The 15809-nt window shown below is 69.7% G+C and carries 15 protein-coding genes; 3 read left to right on the forward strand and 12 right to left on the reverse strand.

Features of this window, described 5'->3' with window-relative positions:
* Window positions 1-52 precede the first annotated feature (52 nt).
* From ACFYXH_RS18225 to ACFYXH_RS18240, 4 genes are all read right to left on the reverse strand, one after another.
* Window positions 53-1081 carry a 6-phosphofructokinase gene (locus ACFYXH_RS18225; RefSeq protein WP_389563656.1) on the reverse strand — a complete coding sequence of 343 codons (1029 nt, stop codon included), beginning with the start codon at window positions 1079-1081 and terminating at the stop codon, window positions 53-55.
* A 144-nt stretch (window positions 1082-1225) separates the two neighbouring features.
* Window positions 1226-1936, reverse strand: coding sequence for a response regulator transcription factor (locus tag ACFYXH_RS18230; RefSeq protein ID WP_362675467.1), 711 nt, complete (start codon window positions 1934-1936; stop codon window positions 1226-1228).
* Window positions 1933-3144, reverse strand: coding sequence for a MacS family sensor histidine kinase (macS, locus tag ACFYXH_RS18235; protein WP_389563659.1), 1212 nt, complete (start codon window positions 3142-3144; stop codon window positions 1933-1935). Before macS ends, ACFYXH_RS18230 begins: the two co-directional genes overlap by 4 nt.
* Before the next feature lie 29 nt (window positions 3145-3173).
* The gene (locus ACFYXH_RS18240; protein ID WP_362675471.1) at window positions 3174-3935 is read right to left on the reverse strand and encodes a lysophospholipid acyltransferase family protein; all 762 of its coding nucleotides are present in this window, start codon (window positions 3933-3935) and stop codon (window positions 3174-3176) included.
* Between the two features lie 202 nt (window positions 3936-4137).
* On the opposite strand from ACFYXH_RS18240, the gene ACFYXH_RS18245 reads away from it, so the two are divergent.
* On the forward strand, window positions 4138-4917 hold the full coding sequence (locus ACFYXH_RS18245) for an alpha/beta hydrolase (protein WP_389563661.1): 780 nt from the start codon (window positions 4138-4140) through the stop codon (window positions 4915-4917).
* A complete protein-coding gene (locus ACFYXH_RS18250; RefSeq protein ID WP_389563663.1) occupies window positions 4910-5488 on the forward strand; it encodes a hypothetical protein in 579 nt (192 codons plus the stop codon). Before ACFYXH_RS18245 ends, ACFYXH_RS18250 begins: the two co-directional genes overlap by 8 nt.
* A gap of 83 nt (window positions 5489-5571) precedes the next feature.
* Here the strand turns inward: ACFYXH_RS18250 and ACFYXH_RS18255 are convergent, their stop codons facing one another.
* The 6 genes from ACFYXH_RS18255 to ACFYXH_RS18280 form a co-directional block, all read right to left on the reverse strand.
* Entirely contained in the window at window positions 5572-6339 is a 768-nt protein-coding gene (locus tag ACFYXH_RS18255; RefSeq protein ID WP_389563665.1) for an endonuclease/exonuclease/phosphatase family protein, read from the reverse strand.
* 138 nt (window positions 6340-6477) lie between these two features.
* Window positions 6478-7419: an ROK family glucokinase gene (locus tag ACFYXH_RS18260; RefSeq protein ID WP_389563668.1), complete on the reverse strand. Its 942-nt coding sequence runs from the start codon at window positions 7417-7419 to the stop codon at window positions 6478-6480.
* A 66-nt stretch (window positions 7420-7485) separates the two neighbouring features.
* Entirely contained in the window at window positions 7486-7926 is a 441-nt protein-coding gene (locus tag ACFYXH_RS18265) for a DUF5304 domain-containing protein (RefSeq protein WP_389563671.1), read from the reverse strand.
* A gap of 74 nt (window positions 7927-8000) precedes the next feature.
* On the reverse strand, window positions 8001-9266 hold the full coding sequence (locus ACFYXH_RS18270; protein ID WP_389563673.1) for an ArsA family ATPase: 1266 nt from the start codon (window positions 9264-9266) through the stop codon (window positions 8001-8003).
* A complete protein-coding gene (locus ACFYXH_RS18275; protein WP_326649395.1) occupies window positions 9266-9715 on the reverse strand; it encodes an SRPBCC family protein in 450 nt (149 codons plus the stop codon). Before ACFYXH_RS18275 ends, ACFYXH_RS18270 begins: the two co-directional genes overlap by 1 nt.
* A 91-nt stretch (window positions 9716-9806) precedes the next feature.
* Window positions 9807-10574: a metallophosphoesterase gene (locus ACFYXH_RS18280; protein WP_327328282.1), complete on the reverse strand. Its 768-nt coding sequence runs from the start codon at window positions 10572-10574 to the stop codon at window positions 9807-9809.
* Window positions 10575-10864: 290 nt separating this feature from the next.
* Here ACFYXH_RS18280 and ACFYXH_RS18285 point away from each other — a divergent pair, with 290 nt between their 5' ends.
* A complete protein-coding gene (locus ACFYXH_RS18285) occupies window positions 10865-12661 on the forward strand; it encodes an AMP-dependent synthetase/ligase (RefSeq protein ID WP_389563676.1) in 1797 nt (598 codons plus the stop codon).
* Between the two features lie 42 nt (window positions 12662-12703).
* Here ACFYXH_RS18285 and ACFYXH_RS18290 read toward each other — a convergent pair whose 3' ends face one another.
* Together ACFYXH_RS18290 and ACFYXH_RS18295 are read right to left on the reverse strand one after the other, a co-directional pair.
* Entirely contained in the window at window positions 12704-14323 is a 1620-nt protein-coding gene (locus ACFYXH_RS18290) for a GMC oxidoreductase (RefSeq protein WP_389563679.1), read from the reverse strand.
* Between the two features lie 312 nt (window positions 14324-14635).
* Complete coding sequence (locus ACFYXH_RS18295) at window positions 14636-15778, reverse strand: glycosyltransferase family 4 protein (RefSeq protein ID WP_389563682.1); 1143 nt, start codon at window positions 15776-15778, stop codon at window positions 14636-14638.
* Window positions 15779-15809: the final 31 nt, after the last annotated feature.

Here is a 15809-nt window from a genome sequence, read left to right on the forward strand (position 1 = left end):
CAAAGTCAGCCCGTCCGGCGATTGAGGACACGCCCGAGGGGAACAGCAACCGTCAGCCGAAGAAGACCCCGACCTCCTCGTACAGCTTCGGGTCGACCGTCTTCAGCTTCGCCGTGGCCTCCGCGATCGGTACCCGCACGATGTCCGTGCCCTGCAGCGCGACCATCTTGCCGAAGTCCCCGTCCCGCACCGCGTCGATCGCGTGCAGACCGAAGCGGGTGGCCAGCCAGCGGTCGAAGGCGCTCGGGGTGCCGCCGCGCTGGACATGGCCGAGGACGGTGGTGCGGGCCTCCTTGCCGGTACGCCGTTCGATCTCCTTGGCCAGCCACTCGCCGACGCCGGAGAGCCGGACATGGCCGAAGGAGTCGAGCGAGCCGTCCTTGAGGACCGCCTCGCCGTCCTTGGGCATGGCGCCCTCGGCGACCACGACGATCGGGGCGTAACTGGCCTTGAAACGCGAGGTCACCCAGGCGCAGACCTGGTCGACGTCGAAGCGCTGCTCCGGAATGAGGATGACATTGGCGCCGCCGGCCAGACCGGAGTGGAGCGCGATCCAGCCCGCGTGCCGCCCCATCACCTCGACTACCAGGACGCGCATATGTGATTCGGCGGTGGTGTGGAGCCGGTCGATCGCCTCGGTCGCGATGCCGACCGCCGTGTCGAAGCCGAAGGTGTAGTCGGTGGCGGACAGGTCGTTGTCGATGGTCTTGGGCACGCCGACGCAGTTGATGCCGTACTCGTCGTGGAGCCGCGCGGCGACGCCGAGTGTGTCCTCGCCGCCGATCGCGATCAGCGCGTCCACCTCACTCTTGGCGAGGTTGTCCTTGATCCGGCGGATGCCGTTCTCCGACTTGAGGGGGTTGGTGCGCGAAGAGCCGAGGATGGTGCCGCCGCGGGGCAGAATGCCGCGTACGGCCGGGATGTCGAGTGGAACCGTGTCGCCTTCGAGGGGCCCGCGCCAGCCGTCGCGATAGCCGACGAATTCGTACGCGTACTCCTGCACGCCCTTGCGGACGGCGCCACGGATGACCGCGTTGAGCCCGGGGCAGTCGCCGCCCCCGGTCAGTACTCCGACGCGCATGGAAACTTCCCTTCGCCTGGTGAGCCTTATGACCGCCACGCTAATGGTGATGCAGGTCACTACGGGATGGGACGAAAGGTCAATTCCTGTGCGCCACGAGGAGGTTGAAGTCCGGCTTTCACTCGTACGAGTAGGGGGCGGGGGTTACGCGTCGTCGAGGCCCCGCTCGATGGCGTACCGCACGAGCTCCACGCGGTTGTGGAGCTGGAGCTTGCCGAGGGTGTTCTGGACGTGGTTCTGGACGGTGCGGTGCGAGATCACCAGACGCTCGGCGATCTGCTTGTACGAGAGCCCCTTGGCGACCAGCCGCAGCACCTCGGTCTCGCGCTCGGTCAGCTGCGGGGCCTTCGGCTCGTCGGCGCCGGACGCGGGTACGGGCTCGGAGGCGAGCCTGCGGTACTCACCGAGCACGAGGCCCGCGAGGCCCGGCGTGAAGACCGGATCGCCGACGGCGGTGCGCCGCACTGCGTCCGTCAGCTCGTCCGTGCTGGCCGACTTGAGCAGATATCCGGTGGCGCCGGACTTCACCGCTTCCAGTACGTCGCCGTGCTCACCGCTCGCGGAGAGGACCAGGACCCGCAGGGCGGGGTGGGAGCCGACGAGCTCCTTGCAGACCTGGACGCCCGGCATCCCTGGCAGATTGAGGTCGAGGACGAGGACATCGGGCGCGACGGCCTTGGCGCGGCGCACCGCCTGCGGCCCGTCGCCCGCCGTCGCCACCACGTCGAACCCGGCCGCGGCCAGGTCGCGGGCGACCGCGTCCCGCCACATCGGGTGGTCGTCGACGACCATCACCTTGATCGTCTGCCGGTCCGTCTGCGGGTCCGTCCTGCCGCCCACCTGCTGGTTCGTCATTTCCCTGCCTTCCCCCGTGGAACCTTCAATTCGACTTCTGTGCCCTGGCCCGGCACCGAGATCAGCTCGGCCCTGCCGCCCAGATCCCGCAGCCGCCCGCGGATCGAGAGCGCGACACCGAGCCGCCCCTCCCCCTCGGCCTGCGCGAGCCTGCCCTCCGGGATGCCCGGGCCGTCGTCCCGTACGGTCACGATCACTTCTTCCGGCCAGTCCTCGACCAGGATCCAGGCCCGGGCTTCCTCGCCCGCATGTCTGCGGACATTGTCCAGGGCGGCACTGACAGCGGCCGCGAGCTCCGCCGCGGCGCCGGTCGGCAGCAGCACCGGGGCGCCCGGCTCCGAGAAGGTCACCTTCGACCCGGCGTGCCGGGCGAGCAGCGAGCGCAGATCGCACAGTTCGGCCCCGCCGGGTGGATCGTCGTCGACGTCGACGGTACGGACCAGGGCGCCGAGCGAGAAGTCCTCGGAGGCGCGCGTGGCGGGCACCAGACCGCTGGAGACCAGGGTGCGCAGGGCGACCTCCTGCTCCCCGGCCATTCTGCCCAGCTCTGCGGCCTCGCCGCCCAGTGCCGTGCCGCGCCGCTGCACCATCGCCAGCACCTGGAGCACGCTGTCGTGGATGTCGCGGGCCAGCCGTTCCCGCTCGCGGGTCGCGGCCTCGATCTCCAGGGCGCGGGCGAGGGTGAGCTCGGAGGCGCGGGCGACCTCGACGACGTAACCGATGGCGATGGAGGCGACCCAGACCAGCAGGACGTTGTGGAAGGTGTCCCGGCTGGGGTGACCGCGCTCGACGATATTGGCGACGGCGACGAACGAGGACGCGAAGCCCGCCCAGCGCCAACCGCCCTTGATGGCGAAGGCGAGGACGGATCCCGCGGTCCATATCGTCGGCAGGGTGGGGCCGTCGACGGTCTGTGCCTGGGCGTCGGCGAGCGGCGTGAGCATGATGCCGGTCAACGCGATGGTGAGGTCGGCGACGAGGAAGCGTTTGGTGCAGCGGGTGGCGTTGGTGACCTTGGGGAGCGTGACCAGCGTCCAGACAGCCATCACCGCGAGGACGGCGATCGCGACCCAGGGGTGCTCGAACTTACTGCGGGTGAAGACGAAGAGGAGCACCGCGTAGATCATCGTCAGTACGCGGTAGGCGGCGAGCGCACGCCACAGCGGCAGCTCGACCGACATCCGCACGACACGCTCGCGCTTGGCCATTTCCCCCCACCCCAGGACGGACGACGCGGCTACGCGGCCGGGCGTTCCGTCTTCCCTGCCTTGTTCGCCTTCGCCGCCGCCTTCTCGGCCTTCTCCGCCACCGCCTTCTCCTCCGCGAGCTGCCGCTTCGCGGCGGTCGCGTAGATGTCGACGTACTCCTGGCCGGAAAGCTTCATGATCTCGTACATGACCTCGTCGGTCACCGAGCGGAGGATGAAGCGGTCGCTCTCCATGCCGTGGTAGCGGCTGAAGTCGAGCGGTTTGCCGATCCTGATCCCCGGGCGCATCAGCTTGGGTATCACCTTGCCGGGCGGCTGGATCTTCTCGGTGTCGATCATGGCGACCGGGATGACAGGAGCGCCGGTGGCGAGCGCCACGCGCGCGAGGCCGCCCGGCTTGCCGCGGTACAGGCGGCCGTCCGGCGAGCGGGTGCCCTCCGGGTAGATACCGAACAGACCGCCGCCCTCGATGACCTCTATACCGGCCTTGATCGCCGCCTCACCCGCGCCGCGGGCACCCGAACGGTCCACCGGGAGCTGTCCGACGCCCTTGAAGAAGGCGGCCGTGAGCTTGCCCTTCACGCCCGGCGAGGTGAAGTACTCCGCCTTGGCGATGAAGGTGACCTTGCGGTCCAGGACCGCGGGCAGGAAGAACGAGTCCGAGAAGGACAGATGGTTGCTCGCGAGGATCGCCGGTCCCTCTGCGGGAATGTTCTCGAGGCCCTCCACCCAAGGCCTGAAGGCAAGCTTCAGCGAGCCCCCGAGGGAGAGCTTCATTGCGCCGTAGATCAACTCGTGTGCCTCCTGTGTGCTGTCGAACAGACCTTATCCCGGGGTGGGCCCGTGCTCCCCGCTCTGGGGGGCCTACGGATCTGGTCGGTGTCAGTCCGGTCGCGTACGGTGAAGTACACCTTCAGACACTCACGCTGTGACCTACCGGGGCTGTCACATCAGCGGCTTCGCCGTGGGCCCCCAACCCCGAAAGGAGACCCCGGTGCCGGTCCTCCCTGGAGCCGAGCCGTTCCGCCACGAAGGCGGAGATGTCGGCGTCCTTCTCTGCCACGGCTTCACAGGTTCCCCGCAGTCGCTGCGTCCCTGGGCCGAGTATCTGGCGGAGCGCGGCCTCACGGTGTCCCTGCCGCTGCTGCCCGGGCACGGCACGCGCTGGCAGGACATGCAGGTCACCGGCTGGCAGGACTGGTACGCGGAAGTGGACCGCGAGCTGCGGGTACTGCAGGAGCGGTGCAGCCAGGTCTTCGTCTTCGGGCTCTCGATGGGCGGGGCACTCACGCTGCGGCTCGCCGCGAAGCACGGTGACGCGGTCAGTGGAATCGTCGTGGTGAACCCGGCGAACAAGGTGCACGGCCTGTCGGCGTACGCCCTGCCGGTCGCCCGCCACTTCGTACGTACGACAAAGGGTCTGACGAGCGATATCGCCTTGGCGGGCTCGGAGGAGGTCGGGTACGACCGGGTGCCGCTGCATGCCGCGCACTCCCTGCGGAAGTTCTTGCGGCTGGTCGACGGCGAGCTGCCGCAGGTCACCCAGCCGATGGTGCTGCTGCACAGCCCGCAGGACCATGTGGTGCCGCCCGTCGACTCGGCCCGGATCCTCAGCCGGGTCTCGTCCACGGATGTTTCCGAGATCCTGCTGGAACAGAGCTACCACGTGGCGACGTTGGACCACGATGCGGAGCGGATTTTCGACGAGAGTTACGCATTCATCGGCCGGCTCGCTCCGAGTGTCGGAAAGAAGGGGAGCACGACCGGTGGCTGAGCAGCACGATGCGGACCGCGAGCCGCAGCCGATAGACGAGGAGGCCGCCTGGGCGGCCATCGTCGCCGGGTACGGCGAGGAGCCGGCAGACCCGCCGGGCGCCAAGCCGTTCAAGTCGGTGGAGGACCTCGCCATGCTCGAGGCCGAGGTGAACGAGGCGCCCGACGATCCGGAGGACGAGTCCCCGGAGTCCGAGGCCGGGCCCGACACCGATGCGGACAGGCCCGCGCTGGGCAGCTCGATCACCTTCGCGCCCGGTGTCGGCGGCCCGCGCGACTACGGCGTGGCCGAGGCGAAGGACGACGACCTCGACGAGAGCGACGAGGGCCACTTCGTACCGCCGGAGCCGCCGCCGCTGCCGGATGCGGATGTCACGGCCAAGTTCGCCTGGCTCGCGGTCGTCGGCGGCCCGGTGCTGATGCTGGTCGCCGTGCTGCTGCAGTGGGACATGACGTGGTGGCTGACCACGGTGTGCGTCGGCGGCTTCCTGGGCGGTTTCGCGACCCTGGTGGCGCGGATGTCGCATGACGACGACGAGGACGACGACCCGGGCCGCGGCGCGGTCGTCTGAGTTTCTTTCCAGCTGATTCCTTCTGCTTCCTTCTGCTTCCTTCTGCCGCTTGCTTCTGCTGATCTCTTTCTGCCGGTCACGGTTCAGGCGGCATGCGCTCCGACCGCGGGGACGCGCAGCGCCGCAAGCACCGGCAGGTGGTCCGTCGCCGCGCGCAAGTCGGACCCGGTGATGCCCGGGAGGTCCAACGGCACTCCACAGCCCAGCACTTGGACGCCTTCGGTCGCGAGGATCGCGTCGATCCTCTGATGCGGATTCTCGGGTGTCGAGGTGTACTCACCGCCCCATGGCGCGACCGTCCAGCAGTCCTGCAGCTCCGCCGCCAGCCGACGGAAGCTCCGCCCGGTGGGCCGGTCATTGAGGTCGCCGGCCACGATCGCGTACGGCACGTCCATCGCCGTCAGCCGGTCCAGCAGCATCCCGGACTGCGCGTAGCGCTCGTCCGTCTGCAGGCTCAGATGACAGCTGAGCAGCCCGATCCGGGCGGTCCCGATCCGTACCACCGCCGTGGCGAAGCCCCGCCGGTGCAGGCCTGGAGTGAGCGGCAGCAGCACATCCTCCGTACGCTCCACGGTCGCGCGCAGCGAGCAGAGCAGCATCGGCCCGGTCGCTGTCGCTCCGCCGGTCAGCATCACAAGGTCACTCTTGGCCGCGAGTCGCGCGGCGTGCTTGCGCCAGCGGAAGAAGCGCGGCGCCTCCTGGATGAACACAAGGTCGGGCCGGCAGGCGCGGATCACCCGGGCCAGTGCGTCCTCGTCGTCGCGCATCGAGCGGATGTTGTAGCTGAGTACCCGGATCACGGCCGAACCGTCCGGCTCGGTGCGGGAGTCGGGAAGCGCGGTGATCGCCATATGAGCAAGATACGACGGCGCGGGCCGTTTCCGGGGCTTCGCCCCAGGCCACAGACCTCAATCGCCGGGCGGGCCGAAATTCGGCCCGCCCGGCGATTGAGGACAGAATTCTCGGCGGTTGAGGACAGGCAGCCAGCCCTAGCCCTGGCGTGCCAGGTCCGCCGCGCCCACCAGGCCCGCCTTGCCGCCCAGTTGGGCTGCCAGCACCTGAGCGTGCGGGCGCCACTTGCCGCCGATCAGCCAGCGACGGAAGGACTTGCGGATCGGGTCGAGGACCAGCTCGCCCTCGTCCGAGACGCCGCCGCCCACGATGAACGCCGACGGGTCGAAGAGCGAGGCCAGATCGGCCAGGCCCGCGCCCGCCCAGCGCGCCAGTTCGCGGAAGGAGTCGATCGCGACCGGGTCGCCCTGCCGGGCGGCCGCGCTGACGTGCTTGCCCTCGATGCCTTCGACCGTGCCGTCGCCGAGCCCGAGGAGGACCTCGGCGTTCTCCGGAGTGGCGTTGGCGCGCTGCTTGGCGTAGCGGACAAGAGCGCGCCCCGAGGCGTACTGCTCCCAGCAGCCCTGGCTGCCGCAGCCGCACAGCAGACCGTCCGGGACCACCCGGATGTGGCCGAACTCCGCGGCCACACCGAAATGCCCGCGGCGCAGCTTGTTGCCGATGATGATGCCTCCGCCGAGGCCGGTGCCGAGCGTGATGCAGATGACGTCTTCGTGGCCCTGGCCGGCGCCGAAGCGGTACTCGCCCCAGGCGGCCGCGTTGGCGTCGTTCTCCACGACCACCGGCAGCCCGACGCGCTGCTCGATCTCGTCCTTCAGCGGTTCGTGGCGCCAGTCGATGTTCGGCGCGAACAGGACGGTGGCGCGCTTGTCGTCCACGTATCCGGCGGCGCCGATGCCGACGGCCTCGATGTCGTACCCCTTGCCGGCCCCGGCGACGGCAGAGGAGATCGCGTCGACGATGCCTTGTGGGGTCGACGGCGTGGGCACCGTGTGCGTCTCGAGAATGGTGCCCGCTTCGTCGACGACGCCCGCTGCGATCTTCGTACCGCCGATATCGACGCCGATGGTGAGTCCCATGTGTCCCTCAGTTTTCGGTCGAGCCCCGCTAAGGCCAACCGTACCCGAGGGCGGGCACAGTCCTGATCAGTCCAGGTCGATGTGCTCGCTCGGCCCCGGGCCCTCGTCCCGCGGGTCCTTGGCGTCTCCGGAGGGCTTCGGCCCCTGGGTCCAGCGTCGCTCGTGCCCCTCGACTGCGGATCGATAGGCGGCAAGCAGCTCGCCGCCCGCCGCCGCGAGGTGGTCGAAGATCTCCGGGTTGCGCTCGATGACCGGCTCGACGGCGGCCTTCGCCTGGCTGACGAGCTGCTGTACGGCGTTCTGCGCGGCCATGCCGGGCAGCGACGTCTGGAACGAGGAGACCTTGTCGGCGACGGCGTCGAGCAGTTTGCGCAGTTCCTCGCCGGCGGAGCCGGGCGGCGGCCCGTGCTGCGCGCGGCGGCGGGCCTTCTCCGCCTCAAGATCCTCGGCGCACGCCTTGGCCCAGGCGTCGTCGTCGACGGCGGGACGCTCAGTGGCATCGCTCATGGCGTACTCCTGCGGAAGGGCGGGCGGAACGGAGGGTTCGTACTCTCGACGTTACCCGAATGGAGGCGGCGCGTTCAGCGTGTCCGCGGCCACAGCTCGGGGTCCGGCGTGAAGCGGACCTTCAGCACCTCGTCCGCAAGGCCCGCGCCCGAGACGGTGCAGCGCCGGAGCACGGAGTGCAGCGGAACGATCCTGCGGAACGGGCCGACAGTGACCAGCAGTTCGTCGCCGCGGCGCACCAGCGAGACGTCCTCCTTCACGGCGCCGGGCACGCGGAGCGACCATACGTAGCGCGGGTCGTCCTGGTCGTCCGGCGTCCCCGGGTACTCGACCCGCCAGGGGTCGTCGTAGCGCTGTTCGGAGTCCCCGCCGAGTTCGACGGCGAGTCCGTCGCCCTGGAGGCGGCCGCCGCCGGTGCCTGCCTCCTCGAAGGTGGTGCAGGACGACTGCGTGTCGAGGAGCGTGAGGTCGTCGAGGCCGCGCGGGTCACGGCCGAGGTGCCGTACCTCGCACAGCGAGGCCTCGGGCACCCACTCCTCGTACCACTGGCGCAGATACTTGCCCTGCTGCGCGGAGAGGGTGGCGAGCCAGGTGTCGGCCGAGTCCAGTGGCAGGATCCGGTTCGGTACGACGGTGTCGATCCGCAGTCCGTGCAGCGCGAGACCGGCGCGTGCCGTGTGCAGGGCGTCGGCGGCCGTGGGTCCGGGCTCGGCGACGACCCGCAGGGTCGTGTTGCAGGATTCGATCACTGTCTGGACAGCGGCCAGTTCGGTGTCCCAGCGCCCGGCCGTCTCGTAGAGCCACTGCGCGGGCATCGGTACGCCGGCGAGCTGGGCGAGCATCGGGCGCAGCGCGCGGGCGACCTGCCGTTCGGCCGGCAGCAGCCGGCGCAAATAGCGGCGCAGCTGTTCCGGCAGGGCGAGCAGCGCGATGGTCTCGCGCAGCGGCGGCATGTCGACGACGACCACGTCCCAGTCGCCGTCGGCGGCGGTTTTCAGCGCGCGCAGCAGTGCGAACTGGTCGCTGCCCGGGAGCTCGGTCAGCTCCTCGTCCTCCAGCCGCGCCGCGCCCAGCAGATCGAGCGCGGCGGTGCTGCGCTCCTGGAGGGTGAGCAGCTCGGCGCGGAAGTCGGCGCCGGAGTCTATGCGCGCGGCCCACAGCCCGTCCGTGACCTCGGCCGGTTCGCCGAGGTGGCCGGTGACAGGCACGCCGAGGACCTCGCCGGGCTCGGCGGAGAGGAACAGGGCGCGCTTGCCGCGCCGCGCCGCGGCGAGCGCGGTGGCAGCAGCGACGGTGGTACGGCCCGCGCCGCCGAGGCCGGTGACGAGGACCTTGCGCATCAGGCGGCGGGCCCGCTCTCGACGCGCTTCTTCAGGCCGGCCAGGGCGCGGTCGATGATGACCTTCTCGGCCTTGCGCTTGATCATGCCGAGCATGGGGATCTTGACGTCGACAGTCAGCTGGTAGGTGACCTCGGTGCGGTCACCGCCGCCGACCGCGGCGAGGGTGTACGAGCCGTCGATGGTGCGCAGCATCTGGGACTTCACCAGCGTCCAGCTGACCTCGTTCTCACCGTTCCAGGTGTACGCGAGGGTGTGGTCGTCCTTGATCGCGCCGGCGTCGAGGACCAGCCGGACCTGCTCGGCGCGGCCCTTGGCGTCGGTGGCGAGCACCTCGGCCTCCTTCACCTCGCCGGTCCACTCCGGGTAGCGGGCGAAGTCGGAGATCACGCCCATCACGTCGGCCGGCGCCGCCTCGATCGTGATGCTCGAGCTGGTGTGTTCCGCCATCGCTGCGGCTCCTCACAGTGCGGTACGGACCGGGGGTGGTGTGGTGTGCAGGCTATCGCGACCTGACCGGCCGCCACTCCACGGCCCGGTCTCACCATTCCAGGGCCCAAGGTCGCCCGGTCGACGCGAAATGCCCGACGTTGACGCACTCCGTCGCGCCGATGCGCATCCGGCGGGCGAGCGGCTGGTGGACATGGCCGAAGAGCGCGTACGCGGGCCGGGTGCGGCGGATCGCGTCCAGCAGTGCGTGGCTGCCGCGCTCGAAGCGGCGCGCGACGGTGTCGTAGGTCAACTCGGGGACCTCGGGCGGGATGTGCGAGCAGAGCACATCGACCTCTCCGAGCGCCTCGATCTTGGCCGCGTACTCCTCGTCGGAGATCTCGTACGGGGTACGCATCTCGGTGCGCAGTCCGCCGCCGACGAAGCCGAAGACGCGGCCGCCGATCTCGATGCGTTCGCCGTCCAGGACGGTGGTGCCGGGGCGTGCGTACTCCGGCCAGAGAGACGGTATGTCGACATTGCCGTAGGTGGCGTACGTCGGGGTGGGGAAGGCGGCGAACATCTCGGCGTACTGGCGTCGTACGGCCGACTCGATGGCGCTCTCCCGGTCCATCTCGAGCTCGGACCAGAGTCTGCGTCCCAGCTCACGGGCCTCGTCGAAGCGGCGGGCCGTGCGCAGTTCCACGATCAAGTGGGCGTTGTCGACGCCGAAGAGGTCGGGGAAGATGCCGCGCGAGTGGTCGGCGTAGTCGAGGAAGAGCACCAGGTCACCGAGACAGATGAGTGCGTCGGCGCCGTCGCCCGCCATGGCGAGATCTTTGGCGTTGCCGTGCACGTCACTGACCACATTGACTCGCATGCCTCGCATGACGATCACCCTAGGACGCCCTGTTGCGCCTGGGTAGGGCGGGGCGGACCAGCCGTTCTACCGAGTCCTCTCGGGTGTGGACTACTCTGCGCGAAGTACTGCCATAAGCGTGTGACGCAGCGAACATCTGGCCTGAACCCCCTATCCGGAACCGAGTACTGGTGGGTAACGTCCGGGCAGTCCAGTCGTGCTCACCCCACATGAGCACCTGCCCGATCTTGGACCGCTGCCGGTGCATCACACAGAGCCGTGGCGCCGGCGCCCGATGAGGAGCAGCAGTCTTGCGCGAGTTCAGCCTTCCGGCCCTGTACGAGGTCCCTGCGGACGGCAATCTGACGGATCTCATCCGCCGCAATGCCACTCAGCATCCCGATGTTGCCGTCATGGGCCGCAAAGTGGCGGGCGTCTGGACGGACGTCAGTGCCAAGCAGTTCCTCGCGGAGGTGCGGGCCGCAGCCAAGGGCCTGATCGCCGCGGGTGTCCAGCCCGGTGACCGGGTGGGCCTGATGTCCCGCACCCGGTACGAGTGGGTGCAGCTCGACTTCGCGATCTGGAGCGCGGGCGCGGTCACCGTCCCGGTGTACGAGACCAGCTCCGCCGAACAGGTCCAGTGGATCCTCGGCGACTCGGGCGCGGTCGCGGTGATCGTCGAGAGCGACACGCACGCCGCCGCCGTGGAGTCCGTACGGGACCGGCTGCCCGGTCTGCGGAATGTCTGGCAGATCGAGAAGGGCGCGGTCGACGAACTGGTCGCGGCCGGCGCCGATGTCAGCGACGAGAAGGTCGACGCGGCCAGCGCCGCCGCCAAGGCGGACGACCCGGCGACCATCGTCTACACCTCGGGCACCACCGGCCGCCCCAAGGGCTGTGTGCTCACTCACCGCAGCTTCTTCGCGGAGATCGGCAACCTGGTCGAGCGCCTCAAGCCCCTGTTCCGTACCGGTGAGAGCTCGGTGCTGCTCTTCCTCCCGGCCGCGCATGTCTTCGGCCGCATGGTCGAGCTCGCCGCCGTCATGGCGCCCATCAAGCTCGGCTGCGTACCGGACATCAAGAACCTCACAGATGAGCTGGCCTCCTTCCGGCCGACGCTGATCCTCGGTGTGCCGCGCGTCTTCGAGAAGGTCTACAACTCGGCGCGGGCGAAGGCCCAGGCGGACGGCAAGGGCAAGATCTTCGACAAGGCCACGGACACGGCGATCGCCTACAGCAAGGCGCTCGGCACCCCCGAGGGCGCCTCGGTGGGTCTCAAGATCAAGCACAAGGTCTTCGACAGGCTCGTCTACAGCAAGCTCCGTGCGGTGCTGGGCGGGCGCGGTGAGTACGCGGTCTCCGGCGGGGCTCCGCTGGGCGAGCGGCTCGGCCACTTCTTCCGCGGTATCGGCTTCACGGTGCTCGAGGGCTACGGCCTCACCGAGTCGTGCGCGGCGACCGCGTTCAACCCGTGGGACCGGCAGAAGATCGGCACGGTCGGTCAGCCGCTGCCGGGCTCGGTGGTGCGGATAGCGGACGACGGCGAGGTGCTGCTGCACGGCGAGCATCTCTTCCAGGGGTACTGGAACAACGAGGCCGCGACCGCGGACGCGCTGGCCGACGGCTGGTTCCACACGGGCGACATCGGCACCCTGGACGAGGACGGCTACCTCGCGATCACGGGCCGCAAGAAGGAGATCATCGTCACCGCGGGCGGCAAGAACGTCGCTCCCGCGGTGATCGAGGACCGCATCCGCGCGCATGCGCTGGTCGCGGAGTGCATGGTGGTGGGCGACGGACGCCCGTTCGTGGGTGCGCTGGTCACCGTCGACGAGGAGTTCCTCGGGCGGTGGGCCGCGGACAACGGCAAGCCCGCCGGTTCGACGGCGGCCGAGCTGCGCGACGATGCGGATCTGCTGGCGGAGGTCCAGCGGGCGGTGGACGACGGCAATGCGGCCGTGTCCAAGGCGGAATCGGTGCGGAAATTCCGCATTCTCTCCTCCCAGTTCACTGAAGAGGCGGGGCACATCACGCCGTCGCTGAAGCTGAAGCGCAATGTGGTGGCGAAGGACTTCGCCGACGAGATCGAGGCGATCTACCGGGGCTGAGCGCCTCGGTCGGTCGGCCTCTGTTCAGGCCCTGTTCCCTGTTCAGCCCCTGGGGTCCTCGGCGAGGATCCGGGTCATGTTCCGTTCGGCGAGTGCGGTGATCGTGACGAACGGATTGACCCCGATCGAGCCGGGGACCAGGGCGCCGTCGATGACGTACAGCCCCGAATATCCTTTGGCGCGGCCATAGTTGTCGGTGGCCCGGCCCAGTACACAGCCGCCGAGCGGGTGGTACGTGAAGTCGTCGGCGAAGGTTTTGTTGCCGCCGAACAGGTCGTACCGGTAGATGGTCACGTTGGCCTTGTTGATGCGGTCGAAGAGCGATTTGGCCGCGTTGACGGAGGGCTGGTTCTGGGACCGGGTCCAGTTGAGTTTCGCGGAGTCGGTGGCGGCGTCGTACGAGAAGGTGCCGCGCTCAGGGTTCTTGGTGATCGCCAGATAGAGGCTGATCCAGTGCTCGAATCCCATCGGCAGCGGCGCTATCTCCGCGAAGACGGGGTTCGTGGGGTTGGCCCAGTCGTCGATGCCCATGGTGGGCATGGTCGCCTGGTTCGCTCCGACGGTGTCCCAGATGTGGTTGGCGCGGCCGGTCATCACATTGCCGTTGTGGCCCCAGCCTCTGCCGACCTCGGTACTGAGGGCGGGCAGTGTGCCGGTCTCCCGGGCGCGCAGCAGGAGTTCGGTGGTGCCGAGGCTGCCGGCGCCGAGGAAGAGCTGTTTGCAGCCGAGTTCTCTGGTCTCGACGACCCGGCCCGCGTTGTCCGTCACATCGACGGTCAGGACGTAGCTGCCGTCGGGCTCTCTCCGGATCGCTCTGGCCCGGTTCATGGTCTGGATGGTGACGTTGCCGGTGCCGATGGCGGCCGCGAGGTAGGTCTTGTCGACGCTGCGCTTGCCGTGGTTGTTGCCGTAGATGACCTCGCCGGCGAGCGCCGACCTGGTGGCCTGGCCCGCGGCTTCGCGCTGCATATAGCCGAAGTCGTAGACGTTCGGGACGAAGACGGTCTTCAGTCCGGCGTTCTGGGCGTGCTTGCGGGAGATCCGCGAGAAGCGGTACCACTCGGTGGACTCGAACCAGGCCGGGTCCACGGTGTTGACGCCGAGCATCCGGCGGGCCCGCGGGAAGTAGGTGTCGTACATCTCCGTGGCGTCGACCTGTGGCAGGACCTCGGAGAAGTACGTACGCAGCGGGGTCACCGCCATTCCGCCGTTGACCAGTGATCCGCCGCCGACGCCGCGGCCGACGAAGACGGACATCTCGGCGTGGTGGACGCGGTCGAGCACGCCGGGGTAGCGGCTGATGTCCTTGTTGACGACGTCCAGCCAGAGGAACGTGGCCAGCGGCGCCTCGGTGCGGGTGCGGAACCACATGGAGCGCTGGTCGGGCGCTCCGGTGGTGCAGAAGATCTTTCCGTCCGGGCCCGGGGTGTCCCAGAGACGGCCCATCTCCAGGACGACCGTGCGGACGCCCGCCTCGCCGAGGCGGAGGGCGGCGACGGCCGCGCCGTAGCCGGAGCCGATCACGACGGCGGAGGCATAGTCGGCGGCGGAAGGCTCCACGGCGGCTGCCGAGGAGAGACCGATGCGGGTGAAGCCGAACGCGGCCGCGGCCTGCAGGGCTGCGATGCCCAGCAGTTGACGGCGCGTCAGATGTGATGTCATGGGCGCATCATGAGCGGAATATCCGACTCCGCCCATATGTCGCGCAGACCTAAATCTGAAAGACCGTCAAGAGTGCGTCTTCGGCCGCGAGGGCCGCACGCCTCGGCCACGGCCGGACCGGAGGACCCGCGGACCGGCGGACCGGGGGACCCACGGACCGGCGGACGTATGCCGTGACGCGCCCGGCCGACGGATCGCCGGGCTGCCGTCGCAGTCACGCGGTCGGAGCCACGTGGCCGCAGGAACCGTCGGGGAGCGCCGGAGAGCGGCCAGGGAGCCGCCAGAGAGCCGCCACAGAGCCGCCACAGAGCGTCAGAGCAGCGTCTTGAGCTTCTCCGCGAGCAGGTCCCAGCGCCACTTCTCCTCGACCCACTCGCGACCGCGCTCGCCCATCCGCCGGCGCAGGTCGGGGTCCTCGAGCAACGCCACGATCCGCTCGGCCGACTCCTCGGCGGAGCCACCGCGGACCACCCAGCCCGTCTCTCCGTCGAGTACGGCGTCGGGGGCGCCGCCCGAGTCGCCCGCGACGACCGGCAGCCCGGTCGCCGAGGCCTCCAGATACACGATGCCGAGGCCCTCGACGTCGAGACCGCCCCTCCGGGTACGGCAGGGCATGGCGAAGACGTCACCCGCGCCGTAGTGGGCGGGCAGCTCCTCCCAGGGGACGGAGCCGGTGAAGCGCACGGACTTCGCGACCCCGGTCTCGCTCGCCAGCTTCCGCAGATCCTTCTCGTACGGACCGCCGCCGACGATCAGCAGCACCGCGTCAGGCACCTTCGCCAGGATCGCGGGCATCGCGAGGATCAGCGTGTCCTGGCCCTTGCGCGGCACCAGCCGGGACACACAGACGACCACCGGCCGGTCGGCAAGACCGAGCCGCTCGCGGACCACGTCCCCGCCCGACCCCGGGTGGAAGGTCTTCTCGTCGACACCGGGCGGCAGTTGGGTCATCCGGCCGGCGGCCCCGGGCGTCAGCGCGGCGGCTATGCGGGAGCGGGTGTACTCACCGAGATAGGTGATCGTGTCCGTGCCCTCGCCGATCCGGCGCAGCAGCCGGCGGGACGCGGGCAGCTGCGCCCAGCCGGCCTCATGGCCGTGGGTGGTTGCCACCAGCCGGCCCGCGCCCGCCCTGCGCAGGGCTGGCGCCATCAGCCCGAGCGGGGCCGCCGCTCCGAACCACACGGATTCGCAGCCGTGCTCGCGCAGCAGCCGGGTCGCCCTTCGGGTGACCCGCGGGGTCGGCAGCAGCATCGTCGTACGGTCCCGCACGACGGTGAAGGGCTGCTCGGCGTCGAACGCAGCGGTCGCCTCGATGCCCTCGCGGCCGCGCTTCCAGGTGGAGGCGTAGACGACGAGCTGCTCGGGGTCCAGACGCAGCGCCATGTTGTGCAGGAACGCCTGGATGCCGCCGGGCCTGGGCGGAAAGTCGTTGGTCACGATCAAGGTCTTGTGCATCGTCGCCGACAGTACCGAACGGCCCTGCCTG

This window comes from Streptomyces sp. NPDC002730 (assembly GCF_042888805.1).
GTDB lineage: Bacteria > Actinomycetota > Actinomycetes > Streptomycetales > Streptomycetaceae > Streptomyces.

Excerpts from the sequence above, each read along its gene's own strand:
- ACFYXH_RS18225 (WP_389563656.1), bottom strand. The coding sequence starts at position 1,081 with ATGCGCGTCGGAGTACTGACCGGGGGCGGCGACTGCCCCGGGCTCAAC.
- ACFYXH_RS18230 (WP_362675467.1), bottom strand. The coding sequence starts at position 1,936 with ATGACGAACCAGCAGGTGGGCGGCAGGACGGACCCGCAGACGGACCGG.
- macS (WP_389563659.1), bottom strand. The coding sequence starts at position 3,144 with ATGGCCAAGCGCGAGCGTGTCGTGCGGATGTCGGTCGAGCTGCCGCTG.
- ACFYXH_RS18255 (WP_389563665.1), bottom strand. The coding sequence starts at position 6,339 with ATGGCGATCACCGCGCTTCCCGACTCCCGCACCGAGCCGGACGGTTCG.
- ACFYXH_RS18260 (WP_389563668.1), bottom strand. The coding sequence starts at position 7,419 with ATGGGACTCACCATCGGCGTCGATATCGGCGGTACGAAGATCGCAGCG.
- ACFYXH_RS18265 (WP_389563671.1), bottom strand. The coding sequence starts at position 7,926 with ATGAGCGATGCCACTGAGCGTCCCGCCGTCGACGACGACGCCTGGGCC.
- ACFYXH_RS18270 (WP_389563673.1), bottom strand. The coding sequence starts at position 9,266 with ATGCGCAAGGTCCTCGTCACCGGCCTCGGCGGCGCGGGCCGTACCACC.
- ACFYXH_RS18275 (WP_326649395.1), bottom strand. The coding sequence starts at position 9,715 with ATGGCGGAACACACCAGCTCGAGCATCACGATCGAGGCGGCGCCGGCC.
- ACFYXH_RS18280 (WP_327328282.1), bottom strand. The coding sequence starts at position 10,574 with ATGCGAGTCAATGTGGTCAGTGACGTGCACGGCAACGCCAAAGATCTC.
- ACFYXH_RS18290 (WP_389563679.1), bottom strand. The coding sequence starts at position 14,323 with ATGACATCACATCTGACGCGCCGTCAACTGCTGGGCATCGCAGCCCTG.
- ACFYXH_RS18295 (WP_389563682.1), bottom strand. The coding sequence starts at position 15,778 with ATGCACAAGACCTTGATCGTGACCAACGACTTTCCGCCCAGGCCCGGC.